Annotated in this window: 25 protein-coding genes; 12 read left to right on the plus strand and 13 right to left on the minus strand. The window is 31.7% G+C overall.

What is annotated here, in order from left to right:
• Window positions 1–27: 27 nt before the first annotated feature.
• Window positions 28–1,014 (minus strand): sensor histidine kinase, encoded by a 987-nt coding sequence (locus tag IRZ83_RS03450; protein ID WP_228515080.1) that lies wholly within the window; start codon window positions 1,012–1,014, stop codon window positions 28–30.
• 222 nt (window positions 1,015–1,236) lie between these two features.
• Between IRZ83_RS03450 and rlmD the strand changes: the two genes are divergently transcribed.
• The 3 genes from rlmD to IRZ83_RS03465 are packed head-to-tail and all read left to right on the plus strand — an operon-like array spanning window position 1,237 to window position 4,005.
• Complete coding sequence (rlmD, locus tag IRZ83_RS03455; RefSeq protein WP_029269238.1) at window positions 1,237–2,649, plus strand: 23S rRNA (uracil(1939)-C(5))-methyltransferase RlmD; 1,413 nt, start codon at window positions 1,237–1,239, stop codon at window positions 2,647–2,649.
• An 11-nt stretch (window positions 2,650–2,660) separates the two neighbouring features.
• On the plus strand, window positions 2,661–3,218 hold the full coding sequence (locus IRZ83_RS03460; protein WP_029269237.1) for a DUF6452 family protein: 558 nt from the start codon (window positions 2,661–2,663) through the stop codon (window positions 3,216–3,218).
• Window positions 3,190–4,005: a DUF6048 family protein gene (locus IRZ83_RS03465; protein WP_029269236.1), complete on the plus strand. Its 816-nt coding sequence runs from the start codon at window positions 3,190–3,192 to the stop codon at window positions 4,003–4,005. Before IRZ83_RS03460 ends, IRZ83_RS03465 begins: the two co-directional genes overlap by 29 nt.
• A gap of 74 nt (window positions 4,006–4,079) precedes the next feature.
• Here IRZ83_RS03465 and IRZ83_RS03470 read toward each other — a convergent pair whose 3' ends face one another.
• From IRZ83_RS03470 to IRZ83_RS03480, 3 genes are all read right to left on the minus strand, one after another.
• Window positions 4,080–4,772, minus strand: coding sequence for an aspartate/glutamate racemase family protein (locus tag IRZ83_RS03470; RefSeq protein WP_194566860.1), 693 nt, complete (start codon window positions 4,770–4,772; stop codon window positions 4,080–4,082).
• A gap of 6 nt (window positions 4,773–4,778) precedes the next feature.
• On the minus strand, window positions 4,779–5,015 hold the full coding sequence (locus tag IRZ83_RS03475; RefSeq protein ID WP_029269232.1) for a hypothetical protein: 237 nt from the start codon (window positions 5,013–5,015) through the stop codon (window positions 4,779–4,781).
• 125 nt (window positions 5,016–5,140) lie between these two features.
• Entirely contained in the window at window positions 5,141–6,298 is a 1,158-nt protein-coding gene (locus tag IRZ83_RS03480; RefSeq protein WP_029269230.1) for a class I SAM-dependent RNA methyltransferase, read from the minus strand.
• Between the two features lie 132 nt (window positions 6,299–6,430).
• Between IRZ83_RS03480 and IRZ83_RS03485 the strand changes: the two genes are divergently transcribed.
• Together IRZ83_RS03485 and IRZ83_RS03490 are read left to right on the plus strand one after the other, a co-directional pair.
• Complete coding sequence (locus IRZ83_RS03485; RefSeq protein ID WP_029269228.1) at window positions 6,431–7,195, plus strand: class I SAM-dependent methyltransferase; 765 nt, start codon at window positions 6,431–6,433, stop codon at window positions 7,193–7,195.
• A gap of 43 nt (window positions 7,196–7,238) precedes the next feature.
• A complete protein-coding gene (locus IRZ83_RS03490) occupies window positions 7,239–7,907 on the plus strand; it encodes a ZIP family metal transporter (protein WP_029269226.1) in 669 nt (222 codons plus the stop codon).
• Window positions 7,908–7,975: 68 nt separating this feature from the next.
• Here IRZ83_RS03490 and IRZ83_RS03495 read toward each other — a convergent pair whose 3' ends face one another.
• The 3 genes from IRZ83_RS03495 to IRZ83_RS03505 all read right to left on the minus strand — a co-directional run bounded on the left by IRZ83_RS03495 (window position 7,976) and on the right by IRZ83_RS03505 (window position 12,862).
• A complete protein-coding gene (locus IRZ83_RS03495; protein WP_194566862.1) occupies window positions 7,976–10,357 on the minus strand; it encodes a TonB-dependent receptor domain-containing protein in 2,382 nt (793 codons plus the stop codon).
• A 156-nt stretch (window positions 10,358–10,513) separates the two neighbouring features.
• Entirely contained in the window at window positions 10,514–11,683 is a 1,170-nt protein-coding gene (locus IRZ83_RS03500; RefSeq protein ID WP_228520654.1) for a helix-turn-helix domain-containing protein, read from the minus strand.
• A gap of 39 nt (window positions 11,684–11,722) precedes the next feature.
• A complete protein-coding gene (locus tag IRZ83_RS03505; protein WP_194566864.1) occupies window positions 11,723–12,862 on the minus strand; it encodes a helix-turn-helix domain-containing protein in 1,140 nt (379 codons plus the stop codon).
• Between the two features lie 186 nt (window positions 12,863–13,048).
• On the opposite strand from IRZ83_RS03505, the gene murQ reads away from it, so the two are divergent.
• The 7 genes from murQ (at window position 13,049) to IRZ83_RS03540 (ending at window position 18,723) form a co-directional block, all read left to right on the plus strand.
• Window positions 13,049–13,861, plus strand: coding sequence for an N-acetylmuramic acid 6-phosphate etherase (gene murQ / locus IRZ83_RS03510; protein ID WP_194566866.1), 813 nt, complete (start codon window positions 13,049–13,051; stop codon window positions 13,859–13,861).
• Window positions 13,862–13,943: 82 nt separating this feature from the next.
• The gene (locus IRZ83_RS03515) at window positions 13,944–14,165 is read left to right on the plus strand and encodes a DUF6095 family protein (RefSeq protein WP_029269216.1); all 222 of its coding nucleotides are present in this window, start codon (window positions 13,944–13,946) and stop codon (window positions 14,163–14,165) included.
• Window positions 14,166–14,210: 45 nt separating this feature from the next.
• Window positions 14,211–14,783 (plus strand): pentapeptide repeat-containing protein, encoded by a 573-nt coding sequence (locus tag IRZ83_RS03520; protein WP_194566868.1) that lies wholly within the window; start codon window positions 14,211–14,213, stop codon window positions 14,781–14,783.
• 2 nt (window positions 14,784–14,785) lie between these two features.
• The gene (locus IRZ83_RS03525; protein ID WP_194566869.1) at window positions 14,786–15,361 is read left to right on the plus strand and encodes a DUF1572 family protein; all 576 of its coding nucleotides are present in this window, start codon (window positions 14,786–14,788) and stop codon (window positions 15,359–15,361) included.
• Between the two features lie 236 nt (window positions 15,362–15,597).
• Entirely contained in the window at window positions 15,598–15,969 is a 372-nt protein-coding gene (locus tag IRZ83_RS03530; protein ID WP_194566870.1) for a DNA topoisomerase IV, read from the plus strand.
• 206 nt (window positions 15,970–16,175) lie between these two features.
• The gene (locus IRZ83_RS03535) at window positions 16,176–18,095 is read left to right on the plus strand and encodes a DUF294 nucleotidyltransferase-like domain-containing protein (RefSeq protein ID WP_029269208.1); all 1,920 of its coding nucleotides are present in this window, start codon (window positions 16,176–16,178) and stop codon (window positions 18,093–18,095) included.
• A gap of 1 nt (window position 18,096) precedes the next feature.
• Complete coding sequence (locus IRZ83_RS03540) at window positions 18,097–18,723, plus strand: PolC-type DNA polymerase III (RefSeq protein ID WP_029269206.1); 627 nt, start codon at window positions 18,097–18,099, stop codon at window positions 18,721–18,723.
• Between the two features lie 12 nt (window positions 18,724–18,735).
• On the opposite strand, the gene IRZ83_RS03545 is transcribed toward IRZ83_RS03540, so the two are convergent.
• The 6 genes from IRZ83_RS03545 to IRZ83_RS03570 all read right to left on the minus strand — a co-directional run bounded on the left by IRZ83_RS03545 (window position 18,736) and on the right by IRZ83_RS03570 (window position 26,146).
• Window positions 18,736–20,592, minus strand: coding sequence for a type VI secretion system baseplate subunit TssF (locus IRZ83_RS03545; RefSeq protein ID WP_194566871.1), 1,857 nt, complete (start codon window positions 20,590–20,592; stop codon window positions 18,736–18,738).
• Between the two features lie 37 nt (window positions 20,593–20,629).
• On the minus strand, window positions 20,630–20,965 hold the full coding sequence (locus tag IRZ83_RS03550; RefSeq protein ID WP_194566872.1) for a hypothetical protein: 336 nt from the start codon (window positions 20,963–20,965) through the stop codon (window positions 20,630–20,632).
• Window positions 20,966–21,032: 67 nt separating this feature from the next.
• A complete protein-coding gene (locus IRZ83_RS03555) occupies window positions 21,033–22,052 on the minus strand; it encodes a DUF2931 family protein (protein ID WP_255526403.1) in 1,020 nt (339 codons plus the stop codon).
• A 73-nt stretch (window positions 22,053–22,125) separates the two neighbouring features.
• Window positions 22,126–23,523 carry a T6SS phospholipase effector Tle1-like catalytic domain-containing protein gene (locus tag IRZ83_RS03560; protein ID WP_194566874.1) on the minus strand — a complete coding sequence of 466 codons (1,398 nt, stop codon included), beginning with the start codon at window positions 23,521–23,523 and terminating at the stop codon, window positions 22,126–22,128.
• A 1-nt stretch (window position 23,524) separates the two neighbouring features.
• Window positions 23,525–24,616 (minus strand): DUF2931 family protein, encoded by a 1,092-nt coding sequence (locus IRZ83_RS03565; protein ID WP_194566875.1) that lies wholly within the window; start codon window positions 24,614–24,616, stop codon window positions 23,525–23,527.
• A 135-nt stretch (window positions 24,617–24,751) separates the two neighbouring features.
• Window positions 24,752–26,146, minus strand: coding sequence for a T6SS phospholipase effector Tle1-like catalytic domain-containing protein (locus IRZ83_RS03570; protein ID WP_194566877.1), 1,395 nt, complete (start codon window positions 26,144–26,146; stop codon window positions 24,752–24,754).

Below are 26,146 nucleotides of genomic sequence, written 5' to 3' on the forward strand. Positions count from 1 at the left end.
GAACCTTAGCAACTCCTAAAAAAAAAACTATACCTCAAATTCAATTTTAAATTCGGCTCCTCTATTTTTACCTTCGCTTTTAGCACTAAGATCGCCTTTATTTCTTTCGATGATTTTTTTGCACAAGTAAAGACCAATTCCGGTTGAAAGTTCATTTGCAGTTCCTAGTCGGCTCATTTTGGTGAATTTTTTGAATAATTCTTCAATCTGATCTTTATTAAAACCAATTCCTTTGTCAGCAACTGTTATAATTAATTTAGAATCTTCGTTATAAATTCGGACTTTAATTTCACTGTCAAAATAAGAGAATTTAATAGCGTTGCTGATTAAATTTACTAAAACCTGAACCAGCAATCCCTCATCAATTCTAAGTTTAGCTTCAGTTGTTTCTAAACTTAAATTCATATTTATGTTTTTATCAATCAGTCGCTGTTCGACTTGTTCATTAATAAAAGGTACAATATTTGAAAAATTAACAAGTTTTGCTTCCGGATTTAATTTTACAACCTGATCCTGTTCTTTTAATAGTTTGATAAAATTTTCTATGTATCGGAATTGAAGATTGGTCGATTCGCAAATTAACTCGGCTAAATGCTTTACCGATTCTGATGGATTCTCACTTAATATTAATTGTGCCAAACCTTGCGGATTTCCAGCAAAATTTTTCAAATCATGCGAAAGCATATAAATTAAATCCTGTTTTTCATTTATAAAACTTTCAGATTCATATATAGATTCCTGAATATTACACATCAGCAAACCTGCTTCGTCCGTATATTCCGTAGGCAAAACAGATAATTTTCGATTGTTTCTATAATCGTCTAACGATTTTGAGGCAACAGCAATAGGCTTAATCAATTGGTTTAATACCAAAAGAGTTACCAAAGTTGCCAGCAAAGTCATAATGAGAGAAAAAACTAAAATAGAAGTTGGCGAAATAGTATGACTTGAATAAAGCACAAAAAATAAAATTCCGATCAAAGGAATATGAATACCTATAAAAGCTACAAACAAAAATTTAAACGCATAACTTTTTTTTAGAAAGCTTATTTGTGAAAGATTATGATACAACTTCATAAAAAAATAACAATACTATAGGTTAAAAATGTAGCTTTTAGGGCAATTGCTAAAAACAAAGTTAACTTATAAACGCAATTAAACTAGTAAATTGAAGAATTTGATAAAATATTTTAAAATTTAAATTTATAAAAGTTTACAAACCCTTATTTTTGCGCTATGGGAAGAAAAAATACAGACAAAGTTGTCTTTCATCAAATCCAGGTTCTTGATGCTGGAGCAAAGGGAGTATCAGTAGCGAAGGCTCCTGACGGAAAAGTAATCTTTATTCCGAATGTAGTACCGGGTGATGTAGTTGACGTACAAACTTTCAAAAAAAGAAAAGCCTATTATGAAGGCAAAGCCGTAAAATTTCATGAATTTTCAGAACATCGCATCGAACCAATATGCGAGCATTTTGGAGTTTGTGGAGGATGCAAATGGCAAAATATGAAATACAGCCAACAATTGTATTACAAACAAAACGAAGTGAAAAATCATTTACAGCGTATTGGAAAAGTTGAACTCCCTGAATTCGAAAGTATTTTGGGTTCAGAAAAGCAGTTTTTTTACAGAAACAAAATGGAATTTTCGTTTTCTAATGCTCGTTGGTTAACAGAACAAGAAATTGGAAGTTCAGAAGATTTAGGAAACAGAAATGCGCTTGGATTTCATATTCCGAAAATGTGGGATAAAATTCTTGACATTCAAAAATGTTATTTGCAGGAAGATCCGTCGAATGCTATTAGAAATGAAATCAGAGATTTTGCTAACGAACATAATTTAGCATTCTTTAATCCAAGAGAACAATCTGGATTATTAAGAACTTTTATGATTCGTACGGCTTCTACTGGCGAAATCATGGTTTTGATTCAGTTTTATGAAAATGACAAGAAAAATCGTGAATTGATTTTAGATCATTTATATGAAAAATTTCCACAGATAACTTCATTGCAATATGTGGTAAATTCAAAACAAAACGATACCATTTACGATCAAGACATTAAATTATATAAAGGTAGAGATTATATCCTTGAAGAAATGGAAGGTTTAAAATTCAGCATCAATGCTAAATCTTTTTACCAGACTAATTCTGATCAAGCTTACGAACTATACAAAATTACACGTGATTTTGCTGGACTTTCTGGCAATGAAACCGTTTATGATTTATATACTGGAACTGGAACTATTGCACAATTTGTTTCTAAAAAAGCAAAAAAAGTAATTGGAGTAGAAAGTGTTCCAGAAGCAATTTTAGACGCTAAGGCAAATGCAGAACGCAATAATATTACAAATTGCGAGTTTTTTGTTGGAGACATGAAAGTTGTATTTAACGAAAGTTTTATTGCACAGCACGGAAAACCAGATGTTATTATTACAGATCCGCCAAGAGACGGGATGCATAAGGACGTTATTGAGCAAATCTTGAAAATTGCTCCTAAAAAAGTAGTTTACGTAAGTTGTAATTCCGCAACACAGGCGCGCGACTTGGCTTTAATGGATGAAAAATATAAAGTTACACGTGTTAGGCCGGTTGATATGTTTCCGCAGACACATCATGTTGAAAATGTTGTACTTTTAGAACTTCGATAACAAAATTATAGATGAAAAAAATAATTGCTTTTCTATTGCTCTTCACTTTTGGATTGTCAAGCTGCGAGAAAGATGACATTTGTGATCCAGATACACCAACAACGCCACGGTTAGTAATTACTTTTTATAATGCTAATAGTCCGTCAGAACTGAAAGAAGTAACTGATTTGAAAGTAACTGGAGAAGGACAGCCAAACGGAATTATTTTTAATGAAAGTGGAATTGATGATGCGAAATATCTTGCAAACGGAAGCACTATTTCTATCCCGCTAAGAACAGATGCCACATCATCGACTTTTAAATTTGTTTTAGATTCTGAAAATGATAATCCGGCAGCAATAAATGAAGATGAAATAACATTTAATTATAAAACTCGAAATGTATATGTTTCCAGAGCCTGTGGTTTTAAAACAATTTTCGAATTAAATCAAGATGAAGTTGGACCACCAGCAACTACGCCTTTTACGCAGATCGATTCAGACGCTAAGGGATTATGGATGCAGCAAGTTTATGTAAAACAATATAATGTTGAATTTGAAAATGAAACACACATTGAAATATATTTCTAGTTTTTGCTTATTGTTTTCAATGTTTTTGGGTCAGGCTCAAGAAACGTCAACTACAACAGTAACAAAAGAGATTGTTCCGGTTAAATCAAAAACAGAAGCTGCAAAGCCAGTTTTGCAGGAAGTTAAACCTGACAGTATAAAAACGGATCGTTATGGTCTTCGCGTAGGTCTCGATTTGTACAAATTGACCCGCGGATTATACGACAATGACTATAAAGGAATTGAAGTTACAGGTGATTTTCGTTTAACAAAAAAATACTATTTAGCGGCCGAACTTGGGTTTGAAGACAAAACTACTGATGACGACAGATTAAATTCAACTGCAACAGGAACTTATATTAAAGGTGGTTTTGATTACAATTTGTACCAAAATTGGCTCGATATGGAAAACTTAATTACAATTGGTTTACGAGGCGGATTTAGTACTTTTAGTCAGGAATTAAATAGCTATAAAATTTACAATCCAAACCCATATTGGGGCGAACAGCCTGCAATTGCTGACGGTCAAAAATATAACGGATTATCTGCAAGCTGGATTGAGGTTGCAATGGGCGTAAAAGCAAAAGTTTTTAATAACGTATTTGTAGGCTTTGGCGTGCAGCTGAAAATGTTGGTTACCAATAGCAAACCTTCTGGTTTTGATAATCTCTATATTCCAGGATTTAATAGAACTTACGACGGAAGTTTTGGAATTGGCTTTAACTATACGGTTTCTTATTTTATTCCGATTTATAAGAAAAAAACAATAATACCAGCCGTAACTAAAAAGCCAGCACCTAAAAAATAATAGATTTTACAAAAAATTAAATCCCCGAATTCATTCTTTAATAATGAATTCGGGGTTTTATTTTTATTTTTATTTTAAGATAACTGAAAAGCTACTGCAGCATTTGAATGTATTAAAGCAGTATCAAAAACAGGAACTTTTAAATCCTCAGGTTTAATTACTAACGGAATTTCAGTGCAGCCTAAAATAATTCCTTCAGCTCCTTCTTGTATCAATTGATTCGCTATTTCTAAGTAACGTTTTTTTGTTGCATCTGTTACAAGTCCTCTACCTAATTCTTCAAAAATTGTAGTGTGAATAAAATCTTTATCTTCTTGATTTTGCGGAATAATGGCTTCAATTCCTTTTGCCGCTAATTTATCTTTAAAGAAATCAAGCTCCATTGTAAACTTGGTACCCAATAAACCTACTTTTTTTATTTCTTGCTTTTGAATTTCAACAGCCGTTGCCGTTGCAATATGAATAATTGGCAAATCAATAGCTTTCTCAAGTCGGTCAGCTATAAAATGCATTGTATTAGCGCACAAAACAATTGCTTCTGCCCCGCCCGATTTTAAGAACTCACAGCCTTTCAAAAGCATATTAAAAGTAGAATCCCAATCGTTGTTTTCGTTATTTCTTTTAATATCAGCATAATTGAAAGAGTAAATCAAACATTCTGAGAAATTTAAATCTCCCATTTTTTCGTTTATTCCCTGATTTATAAGTTTGTAATAATCTGCAGTAGAAACCCAGCTAATGCCGCCTATAAGTCCAATTATCCTCATAAAATTTTATTTAATTTCTTTAACTCCTTTTAAGAAAATCCATTTCATAAAAAGTTTCTCTCCGTCTTTCGTTTTCACAGCTTGAAATTGAGGTGAAATTAAAGTCGCCACAATAAAAGCGGTAATCGGAATCCAATAACCTGTTAATTCTGTATAAGCCGCAATTATATATCTTCCTGAAATAAACAAAATTGCGAAACATCCTAATTGATATAAAAAAGCTCTTACTTGTAGTTTTGTCATTTTTTTTTAAGTTACTAAGGTTCTGAGATTCTAAGATGCTAAGTTTTTTTCTTAGACCTATATTTCTGAACCTTAAAATTATTATTACAAATCTTAGTATCTTAGAAACTTAGCGTCTAAGAACCTTAAATCTGAAATTTCGTTCTCTTGCTTCCTTCGTACATTTCGTATTTTACTAGACGCGCTTCTAAACTTGCGTTGAAAAGTTTGATTTTACGTGAAGGTTTTAAACCTACAAATTTCAAGGCTTCTAGATTTGCTGTAATGAACCAAGCGTTTGTTCCTGGGTAGCTTTTCTTTAAAGTATCTCCAATATTTTTGTAAAATTCTTCCATATGAATATCTAAACGCTCATCATAAGGAGGATTGAAAACCATATGCAGTTTTCCTTCAACCTCTTTTTCTGAATCAAAAAAGTTATCTTCTGAAATCGTTACATAATCGTCAAGATTTGCATTTTTGATATTGTCTTTAGCTTTGTTTACTGCACTTGGTGCTTTATCAAAACCTTTTATAGTATAATGAAATTCCTTTGTTTTCTTCATTAAACTGTTTACAATCTGATCAAATAAATCGTTGTCCCAGTCTTTCCATTTTTCGAAGGCAAATTCTTTTCTGTTGATGTTTGCCGGAATATTACACGCGATCATTGCCGCTTCTGCTAAAAAAGTTCCAGATCCGCACATTGGGTCTAAAAAGTGACTTTGGCCTTCCCATCCTGATAACAACAAAATTCCTGCAGCTAAAACTTCGTTTATAGGTGCAATGTTTGTTGCAGTTCTATAACCACGCTGATGCAATGAATTTCCAGAAGTATCTAAAGCGACGGAAACCTGATCTTTGTCGATATGAATGTTTATTCGTAAATCTGGAAAAGCTTTGTCAATACTAGGACGCTGACCAGTTCTTTCTCTAAATTGGTCTACAATTGCATCTTTACATTTTTGAGAAACAAACTCAGAGTGATTAAAATATGTAGAATGCACGGTTGCATCGATAACAAAAGTCTGGTTGGCATTTAATAACTTCGACCAGTTTACGCCAGAAATACCTTTATATAATGCCTGTTCGTTATTTGCTCTAAATGAGTAAATAGGTTTTAAAACTTTAAGCGCAGTTCTAAGTGATAAATTGGCTTTGTACATAAAACCTTTATCTCCTTTAAAGCTTACCATTCTCACGCCTTTTTCTACATCCTGAGCACCAAGTGCACGCAATTCCTGTTCTAATATTTCTTCAAAGCCAAAAAAACATTTGGCAATCATTCTAAAATTTTCTTCCATCTTTATTTTTGTATTAAAAAACAACTCCAATCGAAGGTGTACTTAGATTATTCAGGTATCCTCACGAAATAGTTATTTTTCGGCAAAAATACACTAAATTTGCGGTACTTTGAATTAATTGAAATAGAATAAATGTCTGAAGCACCTAACTCACCAACACCAAATCAGGAGCGTAACACCGAAAACTGGTTTACTTCTTGGTTTGACACTCCGTATTATCACATTCTTTATAAAGACCGAAACTACCGAGAAGCCCAGATTTTTATGGACAATCTTACGCATTATCTAAACCTTCCTGAAAAAGCGAAAGTATTAGATTTAGCCTGCGGAAAAGGGCGTCACTCGATTTATTTAAATCAACTCGGGTTTAATGTCTTGGGAGCCGATTTATCTGAAAACAGCATTGCCGAAGCCAGCAAGAACAGTAATGAAAACCTGCATTTTAAAGTGCATGATATGCGCGAGCCGTTTGACGAAAAATTTGATGCAATATTTAATTTGTTTACGAGTTTTGGTTATTTCGAAAGCGATGATGACAATCTCACAACTTTAAAAGCAATCAAAGAAAGTTTATCTGAATACGGTTTCGCCGTGATTGATTTTATGAATGTTGCACAGGTTATCGATACTTTAGTTCCTGAAGAAGTAAAAACTGTAGACGGAATCGATTTTAAAATTAAAAGATATGTTGAAGATGGGCACATTTTAAAAGAAATTGATTTTGAAGATCAAGGCAGAAAATATCATTTTACAGAAAAAGTAAAAGCCTTGACTTTGAAAGATTTCGAAGAATTAATGGCCGAAGCTGGTATTTTTCTATTAGATATTTTTGGAGATTACAAACTCAAAAAATTTCACAAAACCGAAAGCGAAAGATTAATCATGATTTTTAAATAGGTTTAACTGTTAAACAATTAAACAAAACCGATTAAACAAAATAATGAACTACTTACTACCCTTATTCTCTGTACTTTTAGGATATATTGTGGCTTTGTTTATAAAACCAGAAAACAAAACCAACTTAAAACTGCTGCTTGCTTTCAGCGGTTCATTTTTGTTGTCATTAACTGTAATGCATCTTCTGCCAGAAGTTTATAGTACTCACAATCATAATATTGGTGTGTTTATAATGGTTGGAATTTTGTTTCAGATTATTTTAGAATTTTTCTCAAAAGGTGCAGAACACGGCCACGTTCACGGGCATGCAAAAATGTCTCAAATTCCGTGGTTGCTTTTTATCAGTCTTTGTATTCATGCCTTTTTAGAAGGTTTTCCCGTAAGCCATCATCATGACTTAGCTTTAGGAATTGCCATTCATCATTTGCCAATTGCCGTAATTTTGACGACATTTTTCATTAATGCCGATTTAAACAAAAAAGCCATATTTGCCTTTATGCTGACTTTCGCCATTATGACGCCGTTAGGCACAATTGCATCTCAATATTTACCATTTTTAAACGATTATTATACTGAAATAACTGCAATCGTAATTGGTATTTTATTCCACATTTCATCGACTATTATTTTTGAAAGCAGTGAAGGCCATAAATTTAATATTGCCAAAGTTTCAATGATCGTTCTTGGAATTTTACTGGCATTCTTCTTATAATAAATTAGATAATGTGTCAGTTAGATAATCAGATAATTTTCTAACTGACACATTATTTAATTATCTAACTAATTCGCTCTCTTTTTCTCATCCTGATTTCCAAAAGCACGCTCTTTTACATTGATTTTTTTGTTTCCAAAATTATAAACCACAGATAAACGAACAAATCGGTTGCTTTCATTTTGGCTGTAGACTTGTTTTACGCCATTGACAATTGAAACATCGTTTTTTAAGTATGAAGTATTAAAAATATCGTTTACTAAAAAGGCAATCTGCATTGTTTTGTTTAGCAAATCTTGTTTAAAACCAATATTTAAACTTGACGTATATCCTGTATTATATAAACCGCTTTTATAAGGCGTTGTATAATTAAAATCTATTTGCAATTTGCTTGCTTTACCCAATGAAAAGGTGTTATTTGTTGAAAAATCAACCTGAAGACCATTTGCTGGTGTTGCATTAATATCTTTAATAAATTTAATTTTAGACCCTAGAAAATACAATGAATTCTCACTCTCCCACCAATCTGCAAAATTAACTGAATACGTTTCTCCAATTCCAAAATCAAGACCTTTAAAATAATTTTCTCTCGTTATAACCTGTGTCATTGTTTCTGGGTTTGCAGTAAATATTACACCATAACCATCTGTAATCGAATTTAAGAAAAAACTGGTTCTCAATATCTTTTTGTATGAATGTGAAAATTCAAAATTGTCGCTAAAAGAAGGTTTTAAAAACGGATTCCCTTCTGAATAACTATTACTGCTTATATAAATTCGAAACGGGTTTAACAACGAAAAACTCGGTCTGCGAATTCTCCTTCCATAATTCAGACTAAAACTGTTGTTTTCATTTTTATTATAAGAAGCATAAAAAGTTGGAAATAATTTAAAATAGTTATTTATGGTTTCCTGATTCATGTTTTTTGAAAAACCATTTGTTTGCGTATTTTCTAATCGCAATCCCGCTTGAAAATTCCATTTTTCATTGATTTTTTTAGTTGCACTAATATAGATGGCCTGGTTATTTTCGGTATATTTGAATTGATTTGATTGATTCGTATCTAGTTCTGGAGTTCCCGTAATAGTGTTAAAAAAAACAGCATCACTATTACTTTTTGTAAAACTCACTTTCGCCCCATACGACAAGTTTAAAGCTTGAAATGGATGTTCCATATCAGCCTTAAAGCTCAAATTATCAATATTCTGATTCGAAATATTTCGTCCTGATTGATTTACGTCAACAAAAGTTCCATCTGATGTATAATTATTAGCTATAAAATCTCTGTCGAATTTTGAATTATAAGTAAAGTAATCTGCATCAAATGATAATTTTCGGTTTAGAGAATCAAGTTTAGTAATCAAATGCAAATTATACGTTTGATTGCCCGTTTTCTTATCTAAAAAGCTCTCATTAACTATATAACTCTCTAATTCATTTTGAGTACTGTATTTATTAATTCTAATGTCCGAGTCAAAATCAGGATTGCTTTTATCTTTTAAAAATTGAAAACCAATTGTTGTTTTTTCTGAAAAATCATAATCCAAAGCTAGTTTTCCAGATAGGTTTTGCTCATTTAATTTCGTCCTTGCATTCATTTTCGATGGTCCTTCAACAAAATACATATCTAAGGCCTCATCAATATTTCTATAACCCGTTTTTCCGTTAACGCTGGCCGAAAGCCTAAATTTATTTTTATTGTAAAAGAAATTATTTCTTAAGGTAAAAATACCATATTTACTTTGATCATATGAAACAGTGGTTGTGTTTTTCCATGAATCGCGAGCACCTTTTTTCATAATAATATTAATCAATCCGCCAGTTCCTTCGGCTTCATATTTTGATGGAGGATTACTTATTATTTCGATATTCTTAATATCACTTGCCGAAATAGATTTAAGGAAATTATTTAGCTCTTCACCTGTTAATTCAATCATTCTTCCATCGATCATAACGCGAGAAGTTCCTTTTCCTAATATATTAATAGCATTATTTTGCACCACAACTCCAGGTGCTGTGTTTATAGCGCTTAAAGCGTCTCCGCCAACGGTTGTAACATTGTTTTCAAGATTATAAACCAAACGATCTGTTTTTTGTTCGATGGTTTTTTTCTTCGTTTGAATAACAACTTCGCTAAGATTTGTCGTATTTTGTTTTAAAATGATTGTTCCTAAATCAGTATCATTTTCTATTTTAAATTCTTTTTCATAATCTGCAAATTCTGAAAGGCTGATTGCAATTTTATAAGACCCATTTTTAAGATTGATTTCAAAACTGCCATCTTGTTTAGATGTAGTTCCGTCGATAATTTTTCCTTCTGAATTTGATATAGAAACATCAGCCCATTCTAATGGAGTTGTTTCGCTTGCTATTTTCCCTTTTAATTTAAATGATTGTGCTAAACAAAATAAAGGCAATAATAAAAAGATAAGGAGGTTTGCTTTTTTCATGATTTCTAATTTTAAAACTTGTTTCGATTAATTTGAAGCAAAGTTGCCTTAGAAGTTTTGATAATGCGACCGACAAAAAAAAGTCGAACCAATTTCTATTCAAGAAATCAGTTCGACTTTATCAGGCATGAAGTACGACTTTTTACAAACCGCTAATTACGAAGCATTTCGGAAAGCTGTAGGCGTTAATTTGGTGTATTTTTTAAAATAAGTATTAAAGGAGGATTTAGAATTAAAACCTACTTCATATAAAATTTCCAAAACTGTCAAATCACTTTTTAAAGGATTTTTCAAAATAGCCATTGCTTTTTGAATGCGATATTCATTTACAAAATCAAAAAAATGCTGATCAATATGGTGATTGATCAAGACTGATAAATCCCGAACCGGAATATTAATTTGATTGGAAAGTTCCTGAATAGTCAGCGACGGATCAAGATAAGGTTCTTTTTCTGCCATATACTGCTTCAAAGTCAAAATTTGAGCTGTAATTACCTCATTTTGATTGTTTTTTATTTCAGTACTGTTTTCATCTTTCTTCGGAAGGATATCTTTTGCTAATTGCAATTTTGAATCGATTCCTCTAAAAAGTTCAGGATGGTTGAGTGCTTTTAATACAAACCAACAGGTTATTGTTAAAACCAGAAACTGCATAACTACATTGGTCCAGATCCATAATACCTCAAGATCAATATATCTTAAAACATTCTTTGCTATTGACAAATAATACAAAATAAAGAGCACAGTAGCTATTTGAAATAACCATTTAAAAATAGACGTTTTAGGATTAGCATAATTTTCCTGGTAGATTTCTCTATATTTTTTTAAAACCAAAAAAACTGCAATGCTGTAAAATACAATTTGCATACCCAGCATCAATTGAAAACCATACAATTCAGGCAACTGACTTCGGTGGTCATAAAATCGTATTTTTTCTGCATTATCTAAAAAGTACAGTCTGATTATAAAAACAGCATTTGTGATTAAAAATGGAATTGCGTGAAACAAATGCTTGATTTGCAATCTAAAATCGGTAAAACAGACTGATAAAATATAGAGATAAAAAGCGGGAATTATCAGGGCACAAGTACTCCATCTGAAAAACTCTAAATTAAAATGATTTCTAATAAAATCCTCATTGATAAAAATACCGATATTGTCGATTGCAAAAACGATCAAATAGGAAGCAAATAGTCTGTTTGCTAATTTATTTTGAGTTTTTACAGTAAATAAAAATAATGCCAGTAATAATGAAACAAAAACTGACATCCCGCTCATAATACTTAAAAGACCATCTACATTCATTACTTTTATATTATTAAACAAATATATATTTAGTTATTTAACAGAAATCAGAGAAATACATTATGCATTTCTGTAAGCTGTCGGCGTTAAATTTGTATATTTTTTAAAAGAAGTATTAAATGATGATTTTGAATTAAACCCAACTTCATATAAAATTTCTAAAACTGTTAAATCACTTTTTAAAGGATTTTTCAAAATATGCATTGCTTTTTGAATCCGATATTCATTTACAAAATCAAAAAAATGCTGGTTCATATTATGATTAATCAAAACAGATAAATCCCGAACGGGAATATCAATTTGATTGGCAAGTTCCTGAATAGTAAGCGACGGATCAAGAAAAGGTTCTTTTTGATTCATATACTCTTTCAATGCCAAAATTTTACTTGAAACCACATCATCCTGAATATTAGATGATTGTGATTTTTCTTCAACTTGAGGCAGAATATCTTTTGTTAATTTTAATCTGGAGTTAATTCCTCTAAAAAGTTCAGGATGATTTAAGGCTTTCATGACTAGCCAGCAAGTAATAAACAAGGCCACAGTTCCTACTATTACATTCAACCAAAGGAAGATTTGCTTATAATCGCTATAGCGTAATAAATTTTTTAATGCCACTAAACAGTGCGCGATAAGAAAAACAGTAGTCATCTGAAAAAGATACTTATAAGTTGACGTACTAGGATTGGTATAATTTTCAAGATAAATCTCTCTATATTTCTTCAAAATTAAAAATGCACTCACAATATAAAACACATATTGAAATTCAATCAAAATCTGAATTAAATATATTTCAGGCATATGATCAAGATCTCCGGATAAAAGTTTCAAACCTGAATCACTAGCCATATAAAATCTTGGAAGAAATACTAAATTAACTATTATAATAGGAAGCAAATGCACTAGATGTTTCCACTTTAATTTAAAATCAGAATAGCAGACTGCCAAAACATACAAGTAAAATAAAGGCATTGCCAGCAGGCAGATCGTCCATCTAAAAATAAAAAGATCAATATAATGCTGAATAAAATCAAAAACAAAAAATCCGCTAAGATCAATAGCAGAGACAATAAAGAACCAGGCAAATAAACGGTTCGCTAATTTATTTTCGGTTTTAACGGTAAATAAAAAAAACGCCATCAATAAAGACACAAAAACCGAGATCCGTGCAATCCCCTGCAGCAAGCTTAATCTATCCATTAATTTTATATATTTAACAAATATAATATTTTAGTTCTTTTATTAGCAAGGATTCAAGAAAGTCATTGTTTAGATGAGAATTACGACAAAAAAGAGAAAAGAAATTAAATCTTTATGACTTTGCTGTCTAAATTTCGAGATTGCAATAAAAAAGATTAATTTTGGCTAGTCCAATAACAGCGAAAAATGACATTTACCAAAACAACTGAACAAGCATCAAAGTATGAACATTTAGAAAAAATGTCTGTAAATGAATTGCTTACCAATATTAATCAAGAAGACAAAACTGTTCCTCATGCTGTAGAAAAAGTAATTCCACAAATTGAAGCCTTAGTAGAACAAGTTGTAGCCAAATTAAAACTTGGCGGAAGAATTTTTTATATTGGTGCCGGGACATCGGGTCGCTTAGGCGTGGTCGATGCCTCTGAATGTCCTCCTACTTTTGGAGTTCCTTTTGATCTCGTAAATGGAATTATTGCCGGCGGTGATACTGCAATTCGACGCGCAGTAGAAAATGCCGAAGATAATGCAACACAGGCCTGGCTTGACTTAAAAGCCAATCATATCAGTGAAATTGATATAGTTATAGGTATTGCAGCTTCTGGAACTACACCTTATGTTATTGGCGGATTAGAAACCTGCAATCAAAATAATATTGTTACAGGATGCATTACCTGCAATGCTGGTAGTCCTTTAGCGTTAACAGCTCAATTTCCAATTGAGGTGGTTGTTGGTCCTGAATTTATAACAGGAAGTTCTAGAATGAAAGCCGGAACAGCTCAAAAATTAGTTCTCAATATGATTTCGACCGCAGCTATGATTCAGCTAGGAAAAGTGAAAGGCAATAAAATGGTCGATATGCAATTAAGCAACATCAAATTGGTCGATCGCGGTGTTAAAATGATTATGGAAGAAGTTCCTGTTTCATATGATGAAGCATCAGAATTATTAAAAAAATACGGCAGCGTGAGAAATGCTGTTGATAATTATTTAAAGTAAAAAGTCTTCGGTGAAATGTAAGATGTTGTTAACCCAGAGTTTGACAACCTAAAACCTGAAACTTTCAAAACCTGAAACAAAAATGGCAACAAATAAAGAATTATTAGGAAAAGGAATTAAATATCTATCAGGTTCTTTGCCTCTTTTGTTTATTGGGCCTACACTAATTTATAATGCTTTTATGAATCAGCATACTAACTGGCATTATTTGGTTTTAGGAATTGGAATCGTTGCTTGCCTGAGCGCAATGTTTTTAATCTTTTACGGATTGAAAATTATTATGAAAGGTTTATTTAATGACTAATTTAGTTCTTTAGTCACTCTTATTTAAATATTTATCCAAAATAAAATGGAAAGTTTAATTCACATTCAAAAAACCTTCGAGAAAGTCATTTATATTGACAAAAAAATAAACAATCGGGAGTTTGAAGATTGTGTTTTTAAAAACTGTGATTTCTCTAACAGCAATTTTGCTTACAATACTTTTTTAGACTGCGAATTTATCGATTGTAATTTGTCGATGACCAGTTTATTAGGTACCAATTTAAAAAATGTTATTTTTAAAAACTGCAAGCTTTTAGGGATTGCTTTTAATGAATGCGACGATTTTTTATTTCAAGTTTATTTTGAGGAAAGTACTTTAGATTATGCTGCTTTTTCGAATAAAAAAATGCCTAAAACAAAATTTATCAATTCATCTTTAAGAGATGTTACATTTATTGGAACAAACTTAACAAGTTCTGTTTTTGATAATTGTAATTTAGAAGGTGCTATTTTTAATGATACACAGTTGGCATCTGTCGATTTTAGAACGGCTTACAATTATAAAATTGATCCTGAATTTAATCCGATGAGAAAAGCGCAATTTTCTACACAGGGAATCGTGGGACTTTTAGATAAATACGATATTAAAATTGTATAATTATGGAAACTAAAGAATCTTATTTAGAAAGCGTTAAAAAACAGTTTTTATATTATAAAATGCTGGGCGAAAAATCGATAGATCAATTAGAGCCACAACAGCTTTTTGTTTCAATAAATGAAGATACAAACAGCATCGCTACTATTATAAAACACATTTCAGGAAATATGCTCTCTCGATGGACAGACTTTTTAACTTCTGATGGAGAAAAAGAATGGCGCAACCGCGATGCAGAATTTGAAAATGATCTTCAATCAAAGGAAGAAGCTCTTGATATTTGGAACAAAGGCTGGAAAGTATTTCTTGACACTCTAAATAGTTTGAAACCCGAACAGCTTTCTGATATTATTTATATTCGAAATGAAGGACATACGGTTATTGAAGCCATTAACCGTCAGCTGGCACATTATCCTTATCACGTTGGCCAGATTGTTTTTTATGCCAAACAATTAAAAAACACTTCTTGGGAGAGTTTATCAATTCCGAAGAATAAATCTGGAAATTACAACGCTGAAAAGTTTGCCAAGGAAAAAGAAATTAAGAACTTTACTGACGATGAGTTAAAAAGGCTGCAATGATAAAATTTCATTCTGACTTAGGTGGGATTTGGTATTGGATTTTAATTAAATTCTGCGAAACAAAATTATCAGATGAACAATCTGGAAAAAACACAAGACGAAATTTATTCTTCCTGAGTTTTCTTAATATCGCTTTTGTCTTAATTATCACTGTTTTTCTTATTTATACTCTATAGTACTAGCCCTGATTGAAATGGAAAGCAGTAAACAGCTCCAAAAAAATAACATAATTTAAAATGAAAAAAATAACATTTCTACTTCCATTACTTGCATTAGTATCTTGTTATGATGCTGAACACAATTGCAAAGATTTTAAAAACGGAAAATTCAAATTTGAATTTGAAGTAAACGGTGTAAAAAAAACAACCTTTTTTGAACGCAAAGACAGTATCGAAATCGAAACTTTTGACGGTAAAACAGATACATCGATTGTACGCTGGGTAAGTGACTGCGAATATATTTTGCAGAAGAAACACCCGAAAAATATGGCTGAAGAAAAGGCAATCAGCATGAAAATTCTAACAACTTCTAAAGATTCTTATACTTTCGAATTTGGAATGGTTGGATCTGACCAAAAGCAGCGCGGAAAGGTTTATAAAACTGAATAATAAAATTAAGTTCCCATTTTGGGACTTTTTTTTTGATATGCCACGAAGGCGCTAGTACGCAAAGTTTTATTCTCACAATGCAAAACCTTTGTCACTTTGCCTCTTTGTTGATTTGAACCTTATATCAACTTATATCACAAAATAATGAAAGGTGTTTCTTTTACATTTCTATTTTATATAGTATTTTAGAACTTTAATCTAACCTAATGAAAAATACCATTTCGCATAGAGTTGCCGACTTTTTAAAGGGCTTCCCTCCTTTTAATTTCTTACATCAAAAGGATTTAGAAAAACTTTCTGAACAAATTTCTATTGTATACAAAGATAAAGATGCTGTTATTTTTGCTGAAAACGAAAAAACACATGACTCATTTTATGTTGTGCATAAAGGTGCTGTCGCTTTAAAGAAAAGCACAAAAAATACTGTTTTAGACATGTGTGACGAAGGTGATATTTTTGGATTGCGTCCGCTTTTGGCTCAGGAAAATTATATTATGGAAGCTGTTGCACATGAAGAATCAATTTTATACGCTATTCCGATTGCGGTTTTTAAGCCATATGCACTGGAGAACAGAACGGTTGGCAATTTCTTGATCGAAAGTTATGCTTCAAACACTCGAAATCCTTATTCCGATATTCATAAAGATAAGTTGTATGGAGATGATTTAATTCATGAAAACCTGCATTCTAGCAACGACTCTTTTGATTTACAACCCATTAAATATTCTAAAAAAATTGTTACCTGTTCACCGTCAACCACTGCGAGGGATGTTGCCAAGATTATGAACAAGAAAAAAGTCGGGGCGATATTAATTGTAGATGAAATGCTGCCTATAGGAATTATTACTGATAAAGATTTACGAAACAAAATCGTTACGGGCGATTATTCGATTTTGACGACAGCAGAAACGATAATGACAAAACCTGTTATTACGTATCCGAAAAAGATGACTGTGACTGAAGCTCAAATGGCAATGATGAAAAGTAACATTAGCTATCTATGCCTCACTAAAGACGGGACAACAAATACTAAAGCCGTCGGAATTTTATCCAAACATGACGTTATGGTGGCGTTAGGAAATAACCCGGCAGTTTTAATAAAAGCCTTAAAGAGAGCAAAAAAGGTGAAAGAAATTAAACCTATTCGAAACCGAATTATGCAATTGCTCCAAGGATATTTAGATCAAAATATTCCGATGACATTAATTTCTAAAATTATAACAGAATTAAATGAGGCCTGTACAACTCGTGTGATCGAAATGTCGATTGAAAAAATGAGCAGTCCGCCTCCAGTTAAATTTTCTTGGTTAGCTCTCGGAAGTCAAGGAAGAAGCGAACAAATGCTGCATACAGATCAAGATAATGCGATTGTTTATGAAAATGTTTCTGATGTTTTTAAAGATGAAACAAGAATATACTTTTTAAAATTCGCTGCCCTTGTAAATAAAGGTCTATTTGAGATTGGCTATGATTACTGTCCAGCGGAAATGATGGCTTCGAACCCAAAATGGTGCATGAGCCTTGACGAATGGAAAAACCAGGTAAAACATTGGATCACAAATCCGGGGAAAAATGAGGTTCTGTTGTCGTTCATTTTTTTTGATTACAGCGTAACTTATGGTGATACGGAGATAGCGAGTCAATTATCTGATTCTATTTTTGAAAATGTAAAAGCAAATCCTATTTTTTATGTTCATTTAGTCAGCGGTGCATTGCAAAGTCCATCGCCAACAGGTTTTTTTAGACAGTTTCTAGTTGAGCAAGATGGCGCCAACAAAGATAATTTTGATATTAAAAGAAGAGCATTAATGCCTTTGACTGATGCAGCAAGAGTTTTAATTTTGTCACATTCTGTTAAATCGATTAGTAATACAGCAGAACGATTTGAAAAATTAGCTGAATTAGAACCTAATAATAGAGAACTATATTTATCATGTTCGTATTCGTTTAAAGCTTTATTAAAATTTAGAACGAAACAAGGGCTTTTAAACCATGATTCTGGACAATTTATTGCTTTAGAAACCTTATCGAAAATGGAAAAAATAAAACTGAAACGAACTTTTAAAACTATTAAGGAACTTCAGGAACTTATTTCCGTACGTTTTAATATTTCAAATTTGGTATAATATGAGTTTATTCAATTTTTGGAAGAAAGAAGAAAATGTCTTCGATGAAAATACTACAATTGAAGAAACACGCTTTGTTGTATTAGATACAGAAACTACAGGATTTGATTACGAAAATGACCGAATTTTATGTATTGGTGCACTTGTACTGCAAAACGGTATTATTTCGATTCAAGATAGTTTTGAAGTTTATATAGAACAAGATCATTACGATAAATCTACTGCTCAGATCCACGGAATTTTAAAGGCTTTCGTGATTCAACGCCCGAGTGAAATAGAAGCTTTACAGCAATTTTTAACTTTTTTAGGAGATTCGATTATTATTGCGCATCATACTATTTTTGATGTTACTATGATCAATAAAGCCTTAGAAAGAAATGGTTTGCCAGAACTAACAAATAAAAGATTAGATACTGCCATTTTGTATAAAAAAACTTTAATAAAATCTCACTTATTTGAGCGCAAAGATCATTATACATTAGACGACCTTGCAGACAAATTTGATATTTCTAAAAAAGATCGTCACACTGCTCTAGGCGACGCTTATATAACTGCAATTGCCTTTCTGAAAATTGTAAAAAAATTAAAAGAGAAGAAGGAGATTAATTTGAATCAACTTTTTAAGTAATAAAAGTTTGAATTAATTCAAACTTTTATTACCTAAATTATCTATAAACAAGCGATATGGAAATACATTTGAAGATCTATTCTTAAGATTTTTCATGAAGCTATCGCATAGATATTCCCACTCCGAATTTGATAAATGTTCCTTTTCTTCTGGCTTTGTTTTTATGAAAATATCTACCGTTCGGCTAAAACCTGCTTTTACAGAAATTTCTTTTCGAGTTCCTTTTTCTATTTTAATATCACTGATCGAATTCTTAAAATGATTAAATCCGAAAGCTTTGATATCAGCAAAAGTTACGATTCTGCCACGGGTTAGTAATGCATTTCTGTACGCTAAAATTCTGTCCTTATTATTCTGCTTGTTTACGCCTCCTACGGTATTAGTCATCAGTGTAACTTTATTGCTTATAAAAAATAAATCTTTGCAATCTAAAGCGGTTCCTGCTTTAATATCATTTCCCTCTTCTGCGCAGGTTGACCAGTAGTTTATTTGGAATGTATTATCTGTATTTTGATCAGATTTAGGTTTGATCATTAAATAGGGATCATTATTTTTAAGAAAGCTGCTTTCTTTAGCTTGTTGCTCTACCGAAGCCAGCAATTGATTGATCTGAACCAAAGAGCTGTTCATAAAATCTTTTCCAAGACCAGAAAATGAGGATGTTTCATCTTTTAATAAGTCCAGCAAATTTTGGAGTAATTGAGCTGCTGTTCTTGAGTCAAATCTTGAAACACCACCAGCTCTTAAAACGGCATTTCCTTCTTCTACTACCCCTTCTTTGAACTCTTTGATTTCATAATGGCCGTTAAAGGGATCAATGACCGACTCTATGTCGAGATAAATATTGTTGCCTGTTTCTAAGATCACGTAAGACAGGAAATTATCCAAGCTTTTGCTTATAGAATGTATTTTTTTATTGATAACTGGGAAACAATTTGCCGTAAAAGAAATATTATCTATAATTTGCGGAATTAATGATTCTGGAAAAATCATCTTTATCCAGATTATAGGATTTGAAGCATTTTGGGTTATTTCCTCAAAACACTTATATTCAGCCGAATATTCATTAATACTCTTATATTTTAGAGTTCCTTTTAAGGTATAAAAATTATCAAAGTAAAAATCATTGACTTCCTGCATTATTTCACTCAGATGTGTATAATTTCGATTGATGATATTTTCAATATCGAGACTGTTTACAGGAGTATTATACCCTTCTTCAACCTTAATTTCAATATCATCATGAAAACATTTTGCCTGTTTTAAATAATAGTGAAACATCTCTTTTTGATGGATATTTTTAATATCAATGTAAAGCATTAAATCTTCTAATTCTAAAACATTTTGATCGTTTAATTCTATACCTAAAATAATTTCTCCTGCAGGCAATGTATGGTCATAAGCTCTTACAGTCTCTTTATAAAAAAGATTGGATACCGTATATAAATTTCTCTCATAAGCAATATACTTTACTTCACACGAAGCTAATTTTACTTCTAAGGTTGGAGAAAGCGCAATTTCTTTCATAATTGGTTCCAGCGGATTATAGAGATTATGAATTCTTCTATTAATTGTCATCTGGTTTTGAAGAGAAACTTTGATATTGTTTTCGACAGGAACTGCGTGTACAATAGCACGAGCAGGTTTTGCTCCCGATGCAACTTCAGGAAACATAATTTCCAGCACTCTTTCCACTACACGGGTTTTAGAATCTTCTAACTCATTGGCAACTTTTTCAAGTTCATAAGATAATGCATTTAACATCATGGCTACTACAGGATCAAACGAAGATTCAATCTGTACATCGGAGAATCCCCATGATCGTGCAGCTCTTTTTAGCACCCTGTCTTTTATACGTTCTTGTCTCATGATTTTTTTATTCCGAAAATGGTTTTATACTTTGTAATTATCTGATTTTGTTTAAAAAGTCACTATCTTTTTTAAACATGTAAATGATATCCTTCTTTGCTCTTTTATCATCATTTTTTTCTGATGAGTCTGGTTTTCTATTTACTTCTTTATCTGCATAACCTTCTTTTTTTAGGTATAAAATACAGCTGGAATTAAAATTTACACTGCTATTAAAATACCCTGAGCTATCCGTTTGTGTTATATTTCCATTGATATTGACCAATACATTTTTTATTGGTTTATCGGTATCAAAATCACGTACAGTGCCTGAAAATTTATTATGAGTACAACTGCAGAATAGTACTACTATTAAAATGATATTTAGTTTCATGATTGTAGTAAATTTTAAACAATGAAGATATTTTGTTCTGTATCTTCTTATCTTTTTTTGTAATAAATTAATACGGAGTTGGCTTCGTATATGATTCCTGAGAAACAATTGCTTCTTCCGTATCAATTTCAGATGATGATGTTTTTAGTTTTATTCTAATCCCTTTTGTTTCTCTTGGTTTTGTTTCTCTATCTATATTTATTATAAATTTGATAACTTCATTATTTGTGATTTTCTCAAAAATTTCTTTTGATTTTTTTTCATCAAAAAAAATATCTGTTTCCATTCTTCTATCATTGATATCATGCCAAACAATATTTATTTTTCTGGGAACTGCACGCTCCTTAACATGCATGATATTATTATTCAAACTCAAAAAAATAGATTCAAACTCCCCATTTATATAATTAATTTCAATAGTTTCTACTTTATCTTCGGATTTAACCATTGGTATGATATTATATTTTTTAAAAATAGTTTCCCAATACACAAAAGGCAATTTTCCTTGTTTTATTTGGTCTTTTATTTCTTGGGGCAATCTATTAACTACATCTGCAACATATTCATCTGAACCTGCTTTGTCAACCATCAATGGATGTGCAATTTTCCAATCTACATTTTTATCCTCATCAGCGTGATATCGTGCAATAATACTCATGTTGGTTGGACTCCATAAATATATAACTACCATTCCGCCTGGGAATAATCCAACGTTAACAACAAAAAGGTAATTTTTTACTATACCTACTTTTTTGGTTTTAATATCCCAATACGGGCTTTCACTGCCATTTATCATCAGCTCCTCTATTTTATCAGAATCAAGCTTAAAAATTCCTGAGTAACTTTTATTTTCGGTATAAGACATCCATGTTATATCTAATATTTTTGGAGGAATTCCTGTGGCTTCATCTGAAGTTGAATTAGTGTTATCTCCAAGATTATAACTATCTATAACTTCATCAAACGGCATATAAACATATCCACTTTTAGGCTTGTTACTTAATAATAAATGTCCCGAAAATACTTCTGCAGGATAGTTTTTTGGCGTGCAAACAGCCGAAGACCAACTGTATTTTTTTTGTTTCATATTGTTTTGGCATGACTTTAATGTAATAATTAGTACTATTGTTAGTATTACTAATTTTAAAATATTATTCATATTATCCTGATATTACTTTTCTTTTCCAATCAATATCGATTAAATTATATTTCTTATTAGGCTCCATACCAGCACCGTCCATACTAGCCGAGCAATGCAAATATTTTCTACGTAAATTCATCAACATTCTATGATCTTCTATCTGTAAATTTAACTCGTTGGATTTATTACCTAATCGTTTCTCTTTTTCCTGTAATTCTTTTTTAGTAAAAAAAGTCATTTTAGGTTTTCCCTCAAAAGCATATTCATCTAAGCGTTTTTTTATAGACAGTAATAGAGATGGAATTTTATAATCTTTATCCAAAACATTTTTATAATTCCAAGGTATATTGTATTTCCGTTTTCCAAATTCAGCCATCAAATGTAAAATTACGAGGCTATATTCATTGCTTAATTTTTTACGGGTTCCCTTTAAGTATTTAGAGTGCTCCTCAAGTTGATATTCTTGATACCAGCCATGGTCTAATGCTCTCTGCTTTTCAAATTTTATGGTAGAGGATGTTTCTGTTAAAATTACAATTTCACCTTCGTCTGCGTTATCATTAGTTAAATTTTTATATCCTCCTCCAATATCAGAATGAACTCCTGGCAGGATTAATTCTTTACTATTATAACCTGCACTATCAATATTGGTAAGTGGAAACTTTTTTCGATGCTCATCTTCTGCAGTTAGATGCACTGTGAAGCCCACATTAGGAATATGCAATGGTAGTTTGTCTTTTGTAATATCATCAAAAACGTTACTTCCATACGACGAAACAGTATCATACAATCCTAAAAATCGAATTTTTATACGCAGGGGTTTTATTTTATAATCCAATTCCTTGAAGGCTTTACCTAGATAACCTAAATTGTAACTATCATTGTTTTTAGGATTTTTTGTTTTATACAATTCATTAACAAAAATACGTGCAGCCGTTGCGCCACGACTAAAACCAAAAATATCAATATATAATGAGTCTATCTTTTTTTCACCTTCTTTTTTTAATATTTTTACTATATCAAAACAACCTTTTTCAACTTTTTCAATAAGTCCTGTTTCTCCTGTACCGTATCCTTGACCTCTTGTAAAGTCACCATAATATCTTAGCGAACCATCTTCATTTTCTTCAGGATTTTTTGTTCCAATTCCTTCTACATAAATTGAATAATAGTGTTTTTCTTTGTCTTTAGCATATGCTTTTTGAAGCTTGTCAACATTGGTATGATCATTTCCATAACTGGTATTTGAACCATCATTATCAGACATTAGTGTATTTTTCAGCATTGGATCTTTCCTGCGACCTTCTATATTTTTTCTATTATTTGAGGTTCCATCAAAGAACACACCTATATAAACATCATTGAGATCTTTATTATCTTCTTTACTAGGAGTATAATCTCCGAATACTATACTCATCTTAATTATATTTACCTGTTCTGGTTACTTTTTCTTTTATAAGATATTGGTTTTCTGATTGTTCTACATAGAGCTTTGTAACCCTTTCTGATTTTAACTCAACATTAGGGTCAATTTTTATGACTATTTCAGCTGGTTTGTTTTTATCAATATGCTCTTTAAACAATCTTCTAATTTCATTTTTATCAAAATCTACCGGCATTTCATTGTCTCCTCCACCATCTTGAAGATATTTTGCCCAATATTCTGTATCTTGGGTAAAAGTGATTCTGGAGACAAATTGTTGTTCTTGTTTTCCACTGCCAATTGACCAGTATATTTCAAACTGATAAGGAACTGCCCTTTTTTTTAACTCCATAGGTCTATTAAAAGAGTCTTCAATTTCTCCATTACACATTTTAATGTATAACGAAGTTATTTTACTGCCTTCTGGCAGAATTATTTTTGGCTTCCAACTGTATTTTTCACGATACTGCTCATAAACCTCTGGCGGTGGATAACCGTATTGCTTGATTTGTTCTCTAAGGTCTTTTGAGATAGTACCATCGTAAGTCAACATATCTTTAGCATAATCCTTTTCAAACATATATTTTTCATCTTTTGTTACAAGTTTAAGATCAATAACAGTTTCATGAGCCTGAAATCGCGCTACTTCAACTTGTTTTCCATTTCCGGCAACCCACAATATTACCATCCCTTTTGGGGCAAAGCCAATGTTTATATATTTGTAAGGCTCTATTACCTCTTTTCCTCCTAGGGTAGAATAAAAACCCTGATCAAAAAGTTCTTCTATTTTCTCTGTGGGAAGTTTCCATTCGCCAGTATAAAATTTATTATCAACATACGATAGCCATGTCATATCGAAGCTATCGGGTAGTGGTGCTTCTATAAAATCAACACTTCCTGCATTTCCCCAACCAGCATTAGTAAAACCTCCCATTTGGCTAAAGAAATAGCCGCCTACTGCTCCTGTATAAACTTCTATAGGATACTCTCTTGGCGCAGATATATCTGCTGACCATTCATATTTTTTTTCCATACATGAACTTAGCATTATTCCAAAAAACAATAAAATGCTTATTTTTTTTATCATTACTTTTCTTCGCCGTGAGCTATTATTTTTTTACCACTAACTAAATTTAAATTCTCTTTTGTCACTTCAAAATTTAATTTATTGGCACTTTTTTCCAGTTTTTCGCCAACTTTTAATTATAAGCATCTGTCACTTTTATTTGAATATTTTGCGTTTCCTATCTTTTGTTGGTTCCATACCAATAGAACCATTATCTGCGGACCAGTGTAAATATTCATTACGAAGTTTTCTCAAATCTTTTTGTTCTTGCAATTCCTGCTGGTAAACTTTAAATTGTTTATCACTTTTGTTAACCCCTTTATACTTTTCATGAATTTTGCCAAACCATATAAACTTATAAGGCATACCGTCGCCTAAAACATATTCTCGCAAACGCTTTTTTACCCGCATAAGCAAGGCATTGTCGGATATTTTGTATTTATCAATTTCTATTTTTTTTATGTTAAAAGGAACTTTTTGAGTTGCTATGGCAGATTCTGCCATAAGATGCAGTGGAATGTAACTATAATTTTTACTTAAATTTCGTGTGCCTTTAAGTTCGTGTTTAGGTCCAAAACGAGAAATTTCTAATTCCTTTTCTAAGTACCATGAGTTCCCTACTAGTTTTTCTGCAAGTTTCTCTAATTTTTCTTTAAAATTTTTCTCAATAACCTTTACTACTTCTATACCATCATTATAGCTCCCTCCAATATCTGAATGTACTCCCGGAAATTCTTTTTCTTTCCCTGTACTTACTGTAGTAAGCGAAAAATTATTGCGATGCTCATCTGAAGCTGTAAAATGCAATATAGTCTTTGCCTTTGATAAATTATTGAGTGGTATTTGGGTAGTATCATTATCAAAATTTGGTTTCCCATCAATCAGTGTTGAGTAAGATGACACAGTATCGAAAAGTCCTAAAAATCGTACTTTAACCAAGTCTACTTTGATATTATTTTTAGCTAAATAATATCCTAAATACCCTGCTTTATTTTTTCGATCTACAGACATAGGATAGGCTTTTTGACTAATTTCATTAATAAAAACCCTTGCAGCTGCAGCACCACGGCTGAAACCAAATACATCTAAATAAAGTATTGGTATTACTTTATTTTGTAAATTTTGTTTAGCAACTGTAGATGCTAACTTTTTGCATCCTTCTTCGACCTTTCCTAAAATACCGGTACCATTTGAGATAAAGCCAGTGCCTAAGCCAGCTCCCAAAATAGAGTCTTTTTTTTCAGTCTCAGTGCCAATACCATCAACATATACGGCTAATTTTTCGGGATAAGCATCATGAAGCCTGGCTACATTAGACCATGCATTATAATAACTGCTGCTTTCATCGTCTTTACCATTTTTTCTATAGGCCTCTGCCGAAACTTCTTCTTTTGCCGTTAGTTTTTCACCTCTAGCTCTTTTATCGTAATATTCTTTGGCATTGGTATTGTTTTTATTGTTATTAGTGCCATCAAAAAAAATACCGATAGTTAAATCTGTCGTTTCCTCTTCTTTTTCTGTTGGTGTATAATCTCTGAATACTATGCTCAT

The organism is Flavobacterium sp. JLP (assembly GCF_015350755.1).
In the GTDB taxonomy this organism is placed as follows: Bacteria; Bacteroidota; Bacteroidia; order Flavobacteriales; family Flavobacteriaceae; genus Flavobacterium.

Bases quoted from the DNA above. Each gene is read 5' to 3' on its own strand.
- IRZ83_RS03515 (WP_029269216.1), top strand. From the start codon at position 13,944: ATGGCAACAAATAAAGAATTATTAGGAAAAGGAATTAAATATCTATCA.
- IRZ83_RS03475 (WP_029269232.1), bottom strand. From the start codon at position 5,015: ATGACAAAACTACAAGTAAGAGCTTTTTTATATCAATTAGGATGTTTC.
- IRZ83_RS03490 (WP_029269226.1), top strand. From the start codon at position 7,239: ATGAACTACTTACTACCCTTATTCTCTGTACTTTTAGGATATATTGTG.
- IRZ83_RS03540 (WP_029269206.1), top strand. From the start codon at position 18,097: ATGAGTTTATTCAATTTTTGGAAGAAAGAAGAAAATGTCTTCGATGAA.
- IRZ83_RS03485 (WP_029269228.1), top strand. From the start codon at position 6,431: ATGTCTGAAGCACCTAACTCACCAACACCAAATCAGGAGCGTAACACC.
- IRZ83_RS03460 (WP_029269237.1), top strand. From the start codon at position 2,661: ATGAAAAAAATAATTGCTTTTCTATTGCTCTTCACTTTTGGATTGTCA.
- IRZ83_RS03465 (WP_029269236.1), top strand. From the start codon at position 3,190: ATGAAACACACATTGAAATATATTTCTAGTTTTTGCTTATTGTTTTCA.
- IRZ83_RS03545 (WP_194566871.1), bottom strand. From the start codon at position 20,592: ATGAGACAAGAACGTATAAAAGACAGGGTGCTAAAAAGAGCTGCACGA.
- IRZ83_RS03555 (WP_255526403.1), bottom strand. From the start codon at position 22,052: ATGAAACAAAAAAAATACAGTTGGTCTTCGGCTGTTTGCACGCCAAAA.
- IRZ83_RS03470 (WP_194566860.1), bottom strand. From the start codon at position 4,772: ATGAGGATAATTGGACTTATAGGCGGCATTAGCTGGGTTTCTACTGCA.
- IRZ83_RS03535 (WP_029269208.1), top strand. From the start codon at position 16,176: ATGAAAAATACCATTTCGCATAGAGTTGCCGACTTTTTAAAGGGCTTC.
- IRZ83_RS03505 (WP_194566864.1), bottom strand. From the start codon at position 12,862: ATGGATAGATTAAGCTTGCTGCAGGGGATTGCACGGATCTCGGTTTTT.
- IRZ83_RS03520 (WP_194566868.1), top strand. From the start codon at position 14,211: ATGGAAAGTTTAATTCACATTCAAAAAACCTTCGAGAAAGTCATTTAT.
- IRZ83_RS03495 (WP_194566862.1), bottom strand. From the start codon at position 10,357: ATGAAAAAAGCAAACCTCCTTATCTTTTTATTATTGCCTTTATTTTGT.
- IRZ83_RS03525 (WP_194566869.1), top strand. From the start codon at position 14,786: ATGGAAACTAAAGAATCTTATTTAGAAAGCGTTAAAAAACAGTTTTTA.
- IRZ83_RS03560 (WP_194566874.1), bottom strand. From the start codon at position 23,523: ATGAGTATAGTATTCGGAGATTATACTCCTAGTAAAGAAGATAATAAA.
- IRZ83_RS03565 (WP_194566875.1), bottom strand. From the start codon at position 24,616: ATGATAAAAAAAATAAGCATTTTATTGTTTTTTGGAATAATGCTAAGT.
- murQ (WP_194566866.1), top strand. From the start codon at position 13,049: ATGACATTTACCAAAACAACTGAACAAGCATCAAAGTATGAACATTTA.
- IRZ83_RS03550 (WP_194566872.1), bottom strand. From the start codon at position 20,965: ATGAAACTAAATATCATTTTAATAGTAGTACTATTCTGCAGTTGTACT.
- IRZ83_RS03530 (WP_194566870.1), top strand. From the start codon at position 15,598: ATGAAAAAAATAACATTTCTACTTCCATTACTTGCATTAGTATCTTGT.
- rlmD (WP_029269238.1), top strand. From the start codon at position 1,237: ATGGGAAGAAAAAATACAGACAAAGTTGTCTTTCATCAAATCCAGGTT.
- IRZ83_RS03570 (WP_194566877.1), bottom strand. From the start codon at position 26,146: ATGAGCATAGTATTCAGAGATTATACACCAACAGAAAAAGAAGAGGAA.
- IRZ83_RS03480 (WP_029269230.1), bottom strand. From the start codon at position 6,298: ATGGAAGAAAATTTTAGAATGATTGCCAAATGTTTTTTTGGCTTTGAA.